Raw genomic sequence first — 12,241 nt, 5'->3', positions numbered from 1 at the left:
TTATGCTACTGAAACCAATTCATCATTTGAAATTTCTTCATAAAAAGTATAGAAGTTTTCAAAATTCTCGGTTAAGTTAAAAGCTAATGTTGGCTTATTGGAATCTTTAACAAATTTTAACACATCTTTGCTGAGGTTTTCGTCGCCTAAAACCACTGCATCAGAGTGAGTTATGGCACCAATGTGCATGCTGTCGCAATCTGCCGGCAAAAATGCTTTAGTGTCATCTTCCGTCATGTTGGCCATTACTGCTTTAGAAGCGAAACCGGCATTTAATTTTTCAGTAAAGCCATCCTCATAGATCGAATATACTACTTTAGAATTTTTGAAAGTAGGATCGTTTTTATAAGTGGTTTTAATGTAAGCAGGAACCAATGCACTCATCCAGCCATGGCAGTGAACGATATCTGGTGCCCAGCCTAATTTTTTAACCGTTTCTAATGCGCCTTTGCAGAAGAAAATAGTGCGTTCATCATTGTCGTCGAAGAATTTTCCGCTGGCATCTCTGAATACCTGTTTGCGCTGGAAATATTCTTCGTTGTCTAAGAAATAAACCTGCATGCGTGCAGCTGGGATGGAGGCTACTTTAATGATTAAGGGATTATCGTTGTCATCAATAATGATGTTCATTCCCGACAAGCGTATTACTTCGTGTAAACGATTTCTTCTTTCGTTGATGTTACCGAATTTTGGCATCAGGATGCGGATTTCGAATCCTTTTTCCTGCATAGCCTGAGGTAACTGGCGCGTAATTTCAGAAATTTTAGTAAGCTCGAGGAAAGGCGACATCTCGTGTGTAACAATCAGCAGCTTCGTTTTTGCCATCTCCATATTCTAAGAAAATATTAAGTTAAATAAAAGATAATGAGCTGCAAAGGTAAGCATAATAATACTATTTATCAATATAGCAAGCATTTGTTTGGTTTCGTTTAGATTAATTTACACCTTTACGGCTTTAATTTAGATTGTCCGAATTGGAAATATTTAAAACCAAAGCAGCGCTTAAGGCTTTTTTGCAGCCCTTGAAAGCATCAGCTAAAAAAATAGCTTTAGTACCTACCATGGGTGCACTGCATAATGGCCATATATCGCTGATTAAACTGGCCCAGCAAAATGCCGATATCATTATCTGTAGTATTTTTGTAAACCCTACACAGTTTACAGATCCTAAAGATTTAGAAAAATATCCACGCCCCATTGAGCACGATTTAGCCATGTTGGCCGATGCCGGATGTAACGGCGTTTTTATGCCCAATGTAGAAGAAATGTACCCAACAGGTGCTGACGAAGCCTGGCATATCGATTTGGGCAATGCAGAATTTTTATTGGAAGGCGAATTTAGAAAAGGCCATTACCAGGGCGTAACGCAGATTGTAAAAAAACTTTTTGATGCTGTGGAACCCGATGTGGCCATGTTCGGACAAAAAGATTTTCAGCAGGTGCTGATGATCAAAAATATGCTGGCTTATTTTAAATTGCCTGTCACCATTATTACCTGCCCTATTATTCGCGAAGATGATGGTTTAGCCATGAGCAGCCGCAATATCCATCTATCAGCAAATGATCGTAAAAATTCGCTGGTGCTGAGTAAATCGCTGCAGTTTGTGATTGATCATTTTCAAGAATACAGTTTAAAAGAACTGGAAGAAAAAGCCAAAGCATTTTATAATAACATAAACGGCGTAGAACTTGATTATTTTACCATTGCTAACGGCGATACCCTGGAACCTGCAAAATCAAAAGAAGAAAATAACCTGGTTGCTTTGGTGGCTGCAAAAGTAGGTTCGACAAGATTGATTGATAATATGATTATAAAGTGATGTAAAATGGGAGAGGTAAGATGGGGGGCTATAGTTCATAGTTTATGGATCATGGTCTGGGGTGCTAACCATCAACCATTAAACTATCTACTATTTAACCATTATCCATCATCCGTTTTACATATTTACATCATCCATAATCCATCATCCGTTTTCCATATTACACCCTTCTTACATTTTCCGTTTTTTTCATCCGGTGCTTTATTAGTAACTTTGCCAAATGGTTATCACAATATTAAAATCGAAAATACACCGTGTCAGAGTAACACAAGCCGAATTAAATTATGTTGGCAGTATTACGATAGATGAGGATTTGATGGATGCAGCTAACATTATTGCTAATGAAAAGGTGCAGATCGTAAATAATAACAATGGTGCACGTTTCGAAACTTACGTAATTAAAGGCGAACGTGGTACCGGAACCATCTGTTTAAATGGTGCTACAGCCCGTTTGGCGCAGCTTGGCGATGTTCTCATCATCATGTCGTACGGCTCACTGCCTATAGAAGAAGCTAAAAAGTACAATCCGATCCTGGTTTTTCCTGACGATAACAACCACTTGCTAAAATAACTTTGTGACATTCGACCTCAAAACGGCGTTAAAGTACATTATCCTGTTTTTAATCGGGGTAGGGGTATTATATTTAGCGTTCCGGGGTCAGGATTTAGGGAAGATCTGGCAGGAAATTAAAACCGCGAATTATTTTTGGGTCATCACTTCGGCATTTGCAGTTTGGATTGCCCACGTTTTACGGGCATTGCGCTGGCAAATGCTTTATCAGTCTATTCATTACAAAGTAAGTTTCTGGAATGCCTACCATGCCGTAATGATCGGATACCTGGCCAACCTTGCCTTGCCGCGTTTTGGCGAAATCGGCCGTTGCTCTGTAATCCATAGAGCAGAAAAAGTGCCCATGTTTGCCTCAATAGGTACAGTAATTACCGAACGCCTTTTTGATGTACTCGTACTTTTTATTACCGGCCTGGCCATGCTGATCTTTCAGCACGATATTGTTGCTGATTTTTTATACGACACCATTTACCTCAGCCTCGCCAAAAAAGTAAATACCCTTAATTATTGGTGGCTGGTCGCAATTGGTGCTGTTATATTGTTACTTATCGCATCAGCCATATATTTTCTCCGTCAAAAATTCAGCAAAAAGTTTCTGCGCATCTTTGTAAGCCTGCGCCAGGGCTTTGGTTCTTACAGCAAACTGAAACAAAAGGGATTATTCCTGATTTATACGTTATTGATATGGGTATTTTATTGTTTATCCATGTATTTTGCTTTTTCATCCATCCCGGCTACTTCCGGGCTGCATTTTAATGCCGCATTTACTGCCATCGTGTTTTCCGGTTTCGCCATGGCAGCGCCGGTTCAGGGCGGTATTGGCGTTTTCCACTGGATGGTTGCGCAATCCCTCGTGCTTTATGGCATCACTTTTAAAGACGGGCTGGCCTATTCAACCATTATCCATTCATCGCAGGTTTTGCTTATCCTCATTTTAGGGAGCCTGAGTTTGTTTTTGGTACTGGCGAAAAAAACTGACCATCATTAACATTATTATTTTTTTGGAAAGCAGTTCCGTGGTTTACAGGTTAACTCCGGCCCCGTTATCCGCTATAGTCCAGATGAAGGATCTGGAGCTGCTGCTACTGCCGGGTTTAGGTGGCTGCATGGTGCTACTATCTTTGGTTAAATAAACCTGACCGACAGCGTTATCCGGATTCTTCCATCTGGATTAAGCAAAGGGCAGGGCTATCGGAACCGAAGTATTGCTGCCTTTGCTTTCCAAAAAAATAAACCAGATTGATTTTATAGCTGTGACAAACCAACCTACGTAAGTCACGGCTACACAAAATCAATCTAAAAATAAATTGCTATGCAGCCATAGTAATTTCGATCAGAAATGCTACATTTGATTTACTAACCTTTTATACATAAATGTTATGCATTTTGAATTAAATGAAGAACAATTAATGATCCGGCAGGCTGCACGCGATTTTGCGCAGCAGGAATTAAAGCCTGGAGTAATTGAAAGAGACGAACATCAGAAATTTCCGGCCGAACAGGTGAAAAAACTTGGCGAACTCGGCTTCCTGGGGATGATGGTTGATCCAAAATATAACGGTAGCGGCCTCGATGCCATTTCCTATGTGCTGGTAATGGAAGAGCTGTCTAAAATCGATGCCTCCGCCTCTGTAGTGGTTTCGGTAAATAACTCACTCGTTTGTTATGGGCTCGAAAAATACGGAAGTGAAGCACAAAAAGAAAAATACCTGAAACCATTGGCATCGGGCGAAAAAATCGGTGCCTTTTGTTTGTCAGAGCCTGAGGCTGGATCGGACGCCACTTCGCAACGCACAACCGCCGAAGATAAAGGCGATTATTACCTGCTTAATGGTACCAAAAACTGGATCACCAATGGCAGTACCGCATCAACCTACCTGGTTATTGCTCAAACCCATCCCGAACTAAAACATAAAGGAATAAACGCTTTTATTGTAGAAAAAGGGATGGAAGGTTTTACCGTTGGTCCGAAAGAAAACAAACTGGGCATCCGCGGTTCTGATACACATTCTTTAATGTTCAACGATGTGAAAGTGCCCAAAGAAAACAGGATTGGTGAAGATGGTTTTGGTTTTAAATTCGCCATGAAAACCTTAGAGGGCGGACGGATCGGTATTGCTGCGCAGGCCCTGGGTATTGCACAGGGTGCTTTCGAGCTGGCCACACAATATGCCAAAGAGCGGAAATCGTTTGGTAAACCCATTTCCGAGCATCAGGCCATTGCCTTTAAACTGGCAGATATGGCTACACAGATAGAAGCTGCGCGGTTATTGGTGTATAAAGCTGCATGGTTAAAAGATCAGGGCTTGCCTTATACCCAGGCCGGGTCAATGGCAAAATTGTATGCTTCAAAAGTAGCGATGGATGTAACCATCGAAGCCGTTCAGGTACATGGCGGTTACGGCTTTGTAAAAGAATACCACGTAGAACGTTTAATGCGTGATGCAAAAATTACCCAGATTTACGAAGGAACCTCTGAGATTCAGAAAATGGTGATTTCGAGGGAAGTTATTCGTTAGTTTCCAGTTATCAATTTTCAGTTGGCAGTTCGAATTGAAAACCGCCAACTGAAAACTGAATTAATCTTTCTCTCCCGCTACTGCGCTAAACACCGCTTTAATCAGCGCTACTACAATGGCCAAAAATGCCGCTGCAATAAAGCCTGAAGTGTTAAAAGAGGTCATCATGTTATCCACCAGTAAAATCATTAAAACGGTGATGATGAATGATACCAGCCCTAAGGTTAAAAAATTAACCGGGAAGGTTAGTACCCTTAAAATAAAACCGATGGTTGCATTTGCAAGTGCAATCAGCACCGCTGCAATAATCGCGTTGCCATAACCATCAATGCTTACGCCGGGTACCAGTTTCGCCCCGATAAAGAACGCCAGTCCTGTTAAAAGGATTTCGATAATAAATCTCATAATTGTTTATTTTTGTAAATGTTTAAACGCTTTTTTAAATATTCGGTTGTTGTTGCGGTTTTTATGTCTGCGTTTTCTTGTTCGAATAGAAACAACAAACCGGTCATTAAGTTTTCGGGAGATAGCACATCAATAATAATCACAAATATTGATGAGGCAAGTCTCTTGCAGGTTAAAAATGCCTATCTGGCTAATGTGGATACTGTTAATATAATGTCGGTTTTGATCATGCCCGGCGAACTCGACAGCATTCAGGATGAACTGGAAGTGGCCGGAAAAGTTAAAATCGTCGGCGATTCATTCATTTTTAATCCCGACCAGCCATTTGTGAAAGGCAAAGATTATTTGGTAGAAAGTTATATCGGGGTAAAATTTGCCACTGTTGGTAACCTGATTACAGGTAGCGCCAAACATAACTTACAGCCACAAAAACAAACACTTAAACGGTAAGAATCAGCATAATAATTGCAGCAAGTGTTTGATTTTTTCTAAAAATTTACTACATTTGCATCGTAATCGAAGAAAAGAGAAGGGGACAGTGTCCCCTTTTTCTATGAAATCAGGTTAAAATATGCAGGTAGAAAAGAGAGTTGCAGCCCTCGTTGAGGAAAAAATAGCAGACCGCCCAGAACTGTTTCTGGTAGAAGTGAAAATGTTGCCAAACAATAAATTAATTATCCATGTTGATGGTGACGAAGGTATTAGCATACAGGATTGTGTGGCCATTAGCAGGCATGTTGGTTTTCATCTCGAAGAAGAAAATGCAATAGATCAGGCTTATAACCTGGAAGTTTCTTCACCGGGCGTTGGTGAGCCTTTAAAACTGATCCGCCAATACAATAAAAATATTGGCCGTACGGTAAGTATTAAGCTGAAAGAAGGCTTGAAAAAAGAAGGGAAGCTACTGGCTGTTACAGAAAATGACCTGCAGATTGAAGAGTCGGTTAAAGAAAAAGGGAAAAAGGCAGTAGCGATTGAAACAGCTGTGCCGTTTAATGATATATTAGAAACAAGTGTGTTAATTTCATTTAAGTAAAAATGAGTACTACAACAATTAATTTGATCGACTCTTTTCAGGAGTTTAAAGATTTCAAAAATATAGATCGCCCAACGGTGATCAGTGTGCTGGAAGAAGTTTTTCGTAGCATGTTGCGTAAAAAATACGGAACAGACGAAAACTGTGACGTTATCGTAAACCCGGATAACGGGGATTTGGAGATCTGGAGAACGAGAAAAGTAATGGAAGATGGCTTTTCTGAAGATGATGATTTAGAGATCGAGCTTGCTGAAGTTTCTAAATTAGACAGCACTTTGGAAGTTGGCGATGATTATATCGAGCAGATTACCTTAGAGAGTTTTGGCCGCAGGGCAATTTTAGCAGCACGCCAAACCCTGGTTTCTAAAGTATTGGAATTAGAAAAAGACGAAATTTTCAAAAAATATAAAGACAGGGTAGGCGAAATCGTAACCGGTGAAGTTTACCAGGTTTGGAAAAAAGAAACTTTGGTTTTAGATGATGAAGGTAATGAACTTTTAATGCCTAAAACCGAGCAGATTCCGGCAGATTATTTCAAAAAAGGCGATTCTGTAAGAGCAGTGATCTCTAAAGTAGAAATGATCAACGCGAATCCGAAAATTATCATTTCGAGAACAGCACCGGAGTTTTTACAACGCTTGTTCGAACAGGAAGTTCCGGAAATTTTCGACGGTTTAATTACTGTTAAGAAAATTGTACGCGAACCGGGAGAACGTGCTAAAGTAGCTGTAGAATCATACGATGACCGTATCGATCCGGTTGGCGCGTGTGTGGGTATGAAAGGATCACGTATCCATGGCATCGTTCGCGAATTGAAAAACGAAAATATTGATGTGATTAACTTCACAAATAATATTTCACTATACATTACCCGTGCCTTGAGCCCGGCAAAAATCACTTCCATTAAACTGGATGATGAAACCAAACATGCATCAGTTTACTTAAAACCAGATCAGGTTTCATTGGCCATCGGACGTGGTGGACACAACATTAAACTGGCTGGTAAATTAACCGGTTACGAAATTGATGTGTACCGCGAAGCTGGAGAAGAGAGCGACGAGGATGTTGATTTAGAAGAATTCTCAGATGAGATTGATAGCTGGATCATTGATGAATTAAAGGCTATCGGTTGCGATACTGCTAAGAGTGTATTAGCACTTACAGTAGAAGATTTAGTAAAACGCACCGACCTTGAAGAGGAAACCATTAAAGAAGTGGTTCAAATTTTGAAGTCAGAATTTGAATAAGTGGTGTAATTGCCAAATAAACACTACTTTTGTATTAAATAAAAAACAATAACAGGAGCTAAATGTCAGACGACAAACCAATCATTTTAATTAAAGCTATTAAAGAACTTAATATAGGCATGGGTACGGCCGTTGAGTTTTTAAACAAAAAGGGGTTCTCTGCCGAGAAAAGCCCTATGTTTAAACTTACGGGAGACATGTATAATGCCTTGTTAAAAGAGTATCAGGGAGATAAGATCGTAAGAGAAGAAGCCAAACAAATAGTGATTGGTAAAATACGTCGTGACGAGCCTGAGACTGAAAAGCCAGTAGAAGCGCCGAAGAAAAACACCGATTTTGAGAAAAATGAAGAGATTTTAATTAAAAATGCTCAGTCATTTACTCCACCGGTAGAAAAACCAAAGGTAGTTGAAACTCCTAAGGAAGAAACACCGGCGCCGGCACCTGCACCAGCTCCTGCGGCAGCAGTTGAGCCAGTAAAAGAAACCAAGGCAGAAGAAAAAGCAGAGGAAACCGGATTACCAGGCGTTAAAATTGTTGGTAAGATTGATTTAAATGATCTTAACTCAAAAACCCGTCCTGTTAAGAAAGAAGAAGCACCTGCTGCGCCAGCGCCTGTTGCTAAAGCCCCCGAGCCAGTAAAACCGGTTGAACAGCCTAAGGTTGAAGAAAAACCTGTTGAGGTTAAAAAGGAAGAAGCACCTGCTGCATCAGCGCCTGCTGTACCAACACCTGTGGTTAAGGCTCCAGAGCCGGCAAAACCAGTTGAACAGCCAAAAGCGGAAGAAAAACCAGCAGAAGCAGCCAAACCGGTAAGCAACGAGCCTGAAGTAATTAAAGCACGTACCGTTAAATTAACTGGTCCGAACATTATTGGTAAAATTGTTTTACCAACAACTCCGGATAGAAGAAACGGTCCGGTAGCATCATCTAGCGATAGTGAAGCTGCTAAACGCAAGCGTAAACGTAAAAAAACTCCGGGAGCACCGGGTCAGCCAGGGCAACATGGTGGCCAGGGCCAGCAAGGACAGAATAATCCTGCAGGTCAGGGTCAGAGTGGTGCGCCAGGACAGCCTCGTCAGCCTTATCAGGGTAACAGACCAGGTGGTGGTACTCCATACCAGGGTAACAGACCAGCCGGACAAGGCGGTACTCCTTACCAGGGAAATAGAAACAACAATAATAACAGACCAGGTTTCCAAAATAGAAATGCTACACCAAGCGGACCTAAAGAAGAACCTACTGAAAAAGAGATTCAAGATCAAATTAAGGCAACACTTGCCCGTTTAAGTGGCGCTGGTAAATCTGGTAAATTTGCTCAACGTGCTAAATTACGTCGTCAGAAACGTGATGATGTTGCTTACAATGCAGAAGAGGCCGCAAACGAGCTTGAATCGCAATCGAAAATATTAAAAGTAACAGAGTTTGTTACGGCTAATGAGTTGGCGAGCATGATGGATGTACCAGTTACCAAAATTATTGGTACCTGTATGAGCCTTGGAATGTTCGTTTCCATTAACCAGCGTTTAGATGCTGAAACCTTAACAATCGTTGCAGATGAGTTTGGTTATGAAATTCAGTTTGTTAAACCTGATGAAGATGAGGAAAACGTAATTGAAGAAGAAGATAAAGAAGAAGATTTAATCGAAAGAGCTCCGGTTGTTACCATTATGGGTCACGTCGATCACGGTAAAACCTCATTGCTGGATTATATCCGTAAAGCAAATGTGGTTGCTGGTGAGGCGGGTGGAATTACCCAGCACATTGGTGCTTACATGGTAACTACACCAAACGGTAAAAAAGTAACTTTCTTAGATACGCCGGGTCACGAAGCCTTTACAGCGATGCGTGCCCGTGGTGCTAAGGCTGCTGATATTGCCATTATTGTTATCGCGGCTGATGATGCAGTGATGCCTCAAACAAAAGAGGCCATTAATCATGCACAGGCAGCAGGCGTACCATTGGTATTTGCTTTTACAAAGATTGATAAACCGGGTGCTAACTCAGATAAAGTGCGCGAGCAATTATCAACCATGAATATTTTGGTTGAAGATTGGGGTGGTAAATATCAATCGCAGGAAATCTCAAGCAAAAGCGGCTTAAACGTTGATTTACTTTTAGATAAAGTATTATTAGAAGCTGAATTATTAGAACTTAAAGCGAATCCGAATAAGAGAGCTACAGGTACTGTAATTGAGTCGGCATTAGATAAAGGACGCGGTATTGTAACTACGGTACTGGTTCAGGCTGGTACATTAAGGGTTGGAGATCCGATCCTGGCAGGTAGTTACAGCGGACGTGTTAAAGCATTAACCAACGAGCGTGGTGCTAAAGTAGAATCAGCAGGCCCATCACAACCGGTACAGGTTTTGGGTATGCAGGGCGCACCTACAGCAGGTGACAGATTTAATGCTTTAGAAAGTGAAACCGAAGCACGTGACATTGCAAACAAACGGATGCAGTTACAACGTGAGCAGGGACTACGTACACAAAAACACATTACTTTGGATGAGATCGGTCGTCGTTTGGCTATCGGTAACTTTAAAGAGCTTAACATCATCGTTAAAGGTGATGTGGATGGTTCAATCGAGGCATTGGCCGATTCATTGCTGAAACTGTCTACTGAGCAGATCCAGATCAATATCATCAGTAAAGGTGTTGGTCAGATTTCAGAATCTGATGTATTGTTAGCTTCAGCTTCAGATGCAATTATTATCGGTTTCCAGGTTCGTCCATCAACAGGTGCACGTAAACTGGCCGAAGCAGAGCAGATCGATATCCGTTTATATTCTATCATTTACGACGCAATCAACGAGATTAAATCGGCAATGGAAGGTATGCTGGATCCGGAATTTGAAGAGAAAATTGTGGCTAACGTGGAGATTCGCGAAACATTCAAAATCACTAAAGTGGGTACCATTGCAGGTTGTATGGTATTGGATGGTAAAATTACCCGTAACAGCAAGATCCGTATCGTTAGAGATGGTGTTGTAGTGTACACAGGTGAACTGGCATCGTTAAAACGCTTTAAAGATGATGTGAAAGAGGTGAACAAAGGTTATGAGTGTGGTTTAAACATTCAGAACTTCAATAACATCGAAGTTGGCGATATCGTAGAAGCTTACGAGCAGGTTGAAGTAGCCAGAAAGCTGTAATTAGTTTCTGTCAAAATAAAAGTAAGGGCATCAATAATATTGATGCCCTTTTTGTTGTAGCAAAATTATTTTGTGCTGTTTAAAATCTGACTGAATGATGATTTTGTGAATGGTGTATTATATATCAAAAGCATTTACAAAATGACAGGAATTTGGTCGAAATATTGCTTTTATGAAAACCAATGGGTGTTTTGGATATAATTTTTACGGCGGGTATTATGTAATATTTTACATACATGAATGTTAAAAGAGTCCCGAATTATTCGGGACTCTTTTTTTTAACAGATATTTGTTGGTTCAACTACCAAAATAATTTAATGCATACCGAAATACAAGAAAAAGGAATCCAGGAAAAAAGGAATTTTGATTTTATAGATACCATCCGTTGTATATCCATGATGGGGATAGTTATGGAACACTGTACCTATAATGGTACCTATATTTTTAATGGCTTTCCACCCAAACACATTGTTTATATCGGATTAATTCAATTTTCTAAATTTGGTACCATATCCTTCTTTTTATTAGCCGGATTTTTATTGGGGAGTAAGTTTACAACCTATTCATCCTGGCAATATTTTAAACGACGTTTATCCACAGTATTTCTACCGTGGTTAATATGGTCGTTGGTATTTTTGTGTGCTATCATCATTCAAAATTACATTGCCCTGCATCGGTCAGGCGATTTTCATCTCCGTAAGTTGCTGATAGAAAAAATAGAGATGATTTATCTATTTACCAATTATTGGTTTATTATCAATTTTATGTTTTGTATTGCAATACTCTTATGCTTTAAGAAGTATTTGTACAAATGGTGGCTTGGGGCAATTTTTTTAGTGCTTACTTTAACGTATAGCGCTAATGTATATTTCGAATGGTTTATTACATCGCACACTATCGCAATTTTTGGATTTATTTTTTATCTATGGTTGGGTGCCATTCTTAATAAGTATTGGAGTAAAATTGAAGCCTTTATTAAAAAAACACCATACTATATCTTTATCGGTTTATTTATGCTAACTTTCTGTTTAGCAGTGTTCGATATTATTCATTTAATACAGGTAAAAAGTGAAGATCCATATAATACATTAAGAATAAGTAATGTTTTCTATTCATTAGCCACTATCTTTTTGTTGTTTAAAATAAAGGAGTTTAGATTTGTCAAATATTTAAAGCCAAGGGAAACTACATTTGGTGTTTATTTAATACACTATATATTAGTTACCCATCTTTTGCCTGAAGTTTTCAGACCCTTCCACATAATTCAATTCAATGAAATGTCTTTGGGTAACATGCTTCTTTATATTGCCTGTAGGTTTACAATTGTTTATTCTGCTACAATGTTGCTCATTGCCCTGATAAGTAAGACTAAAATAAAGTGGATAATTGGCAGATAATTTTAAATCTATTATTAAAAATTTTAATGTTCAGATAATATGAAGTAGGAGCCAGTTAAATGCTTTCTTTTTATTTTGTAGATTTGTTCAG

General features: G+C 39.7%; 11 protein-coding genes. 9 read left to right on the top strand and 2 right to left on the bottom strand.

Going from position 1 to position 12,241, the window contains the following annotated elements; translation table 11 throughout:
- A complete protein-coding gene (locus ABD769_RS15435; RefSeq protein WP_344852296.1) occupies positions 1–825 on the bottom strand; it encodes a glycogen/starch synthase in 825 nt (274 codons plus the stop codon).
- Positions 826–974: 149 nt separating this feature from the next.
- Between ABD769_RS15435 and panC the strand changes: the two genes are divergently transcribed.
- From panC to ABD769_RS15415, 4 genes are all read left to right on the top strand, one after another.
- Positions 975–1,820 carry a pantoate--beta-alanine ligase gene (gene panC / locus ABD769_RS15430; RefSeq protein ID WP_344852295.1) on the top strand — a complete coding sequence of 282 codons (846 nt, stop codon included), beginning with the start codon at positions 975–977 and terminating at the stop codon, positions 1,818–1,820.
- 220 nt (positions 1,821–2,040) lie between these two features.
- On the top strand, positions 2,041–2,391 hold the full coding sequence (panD, locus tag ABD769_RS15425; protein WP_205057665.1) for an aspartate 1-decarboxylase: 351 nt from the start codon (positions 2,041–2,043) through the stop codon (positions 2,389–2,391).
- Positions 2,392–2,395: 4 nt separating this feature from the next.
- Positions 2,396–3,379 carry a lysylphosphatidylglycerol synthase transmembrane domain-containing protein gene (locus ABD769_RS15420; RefSeq protein WP_344852294.1) on the top strand — a complete coding sequence of 328 codons (984 nt, stop codon included), beginning with the start codon at positions 2,396–2,398 and terminating at the stop codon, positions 3,377–3,379.
- Between the two features lie 391 nt (positions 3,380–3,770).
- Entirely contained in the window at positions 3,771–4,910 is a 1,140-nt protein-coding gene (locus ABD769_RS15415; protein ID WP_344852293.1) for an acyl-CoA dehydrogenase, read from the top strand.
- A 60-nt stretch (positions 4,911–4,970) separates the two neighbouring features.
- On the opposite strand, the gene ABD769_RS15410 is transcribed toward ABD769_RS15415, so the two are convergent.
- Positions 4,971–5,315, bottom strand: coding sequence for a phage holin family protein (locus ABD769_RS15410; protein ID WP_344852292.1), 345 nt, complete (start codon positions 5,313–5,315; stop codon positions 4,971–4,973).
- A gap of 213 nt (positions 5,316–5,528) precedes the next feature.
- On the opposite strand from ABD769_RS15410, the gene ABD769_RS15405 reads away from it, so the two are divergent.
- The 5 genes from ABD769_RS15405 to ABD769_RS15385 all read left to right on the top strand — a co-directional run bounded on the left by ABD769_RS15405 (position 5,529) and on the right by ABD769_RS15385 (position 12,150).
- The gene (locus tag ABD769_RS15405; RefSeq protein WP_344852291.1) at positions 5,529–5,765 is read left to right on the top strand and encodes a hypothetical protein; all 237 of its coding nucleotides are present in this window, start codon (positions 5,529–5,531) and stop codon (positions 5,763–5,765) included.
- A gap of 121 nt (positions 5,766–5,886) precedes the next feature.
- Positions 5,887–6,351, top strand: a complete 465-nt coding sequence (gene rimP / locus ABD769_RS15400) for a ribosome assembly cofactor RimP (protein WP_344852290.1) — start codon at positions 5,887–5,889, stop codon at positions 6,349–6,351.
- A gap of 2 nt (positions 6,352–6,353) precedes the next feature.
- Positions 6,354–7,598, top strand: coding sequence for a transcription termination factor NusA (gene nusA, locus ABD769_RS15395; RefSeq protein ID WP_025143392.1), 1,245 nt, complete (start codon positions 6,354–6,356; stop codon positions 7,596–7,598).
- 62 nt (positions 7,599–7,660) lie between these two features.
- Entirely contained in the window at positions 7,661–10,753 is a 3,093-nt protein-coding gene (infB, locus tag ABD769_RS15390) for a translation initiation factor IF-2 (protein WP_344852289.1), read from the top strand.
- A gap of 317 nt (positions 10,754–11,070) precedes the next feature.
- Entirely contained in the window at positions 11,071–12,150 is a 1,080-nt protein-coding gene (locus tag ABD769_RS15385) for an acyltransferase (RefSeq protein WP_344852288.1), read from the top strand.
- Positions 12,151–12,241 lie beyond the last annotated feature (91 nt).

The organism is Pedobacter jeongneungensis (genome assembly GCF_039538295.1).
In the GTDB taxonomy this organism is placed as follows: domain Bacteria; phylum Bacteroidota; class Bacteroidia; order Sphingobacteriales; family Sphingobacteriaceae; genus Pedobacter; species Pedobacter jeongneungensis.
The sequence above is the reverse complement of the archived record's forward strand: the minus strand, read 5'-3'. Positions and strand labels throughout refer to the sequence as shown.

Bases quoted from the DNA above. Each gene is read 5' to 3' on its own strand.
- ABD769_RS15410 (WP_344852292.1), bottom strand. From the start codon at position 5,315: ATGAGATTTATTATCGAAATCCTTTTAACAGGACTGGCGTTCTTTATC.
- ABD769_RS15405 (WP_344852291.1), top strand. From the start codon at position 5,529: ATGTCGGTTTTGATCATGCCCGGCGAACTCGACAGCATTCAGGATGAA.
- ABD769_RS15415 (WP_344852293.1), top strand. From the start codon at position 3,771: ATGCATTTTGAATTAAATGAAGAACAATTAATGATCCGGCAGGCTGCA.
- infB (WP_344852289.1), top strand. From the start codon at position 7,661: ATGTCAGACGACAAACCAATCATTTTAATTAAAGCTATTAAAGAACTT.
- ABD769_RS15435 (WP_344852296.1), bottom strand. From the start codon at position 825: ATGGCAAAAACGAAGCTGCTGATTGTTACACACGAGATGTCGCCTTTC.
- nusA (WP_025143392.1), top strand. From the start codon at position 6,354: ATGAGTACTACAACAATTAATTTGATCGACTCTTTTCAGGAGTTTAAA.
- panD (WP_205057665.1), top strand. From the start codon at position 2,041: ATGGTTATCACAATATTAAAATCGAAAATACACCGTGTCAGAGTAACA.
- rimP (WP_344852290.1), top strand. From the start codon at position 5,887: ATGCAGGTAGAAAAGAGAGTTGCAGCCCTCGTTGAGGAAAAAATAGCA.
- ABD769_RS15385 (WP_344852288.1), top strand. From the start codon at position 11,071: ATGCATACCGAAATACAAGAAAAAGGAATCCAGGAAAAAAGGAATTTT.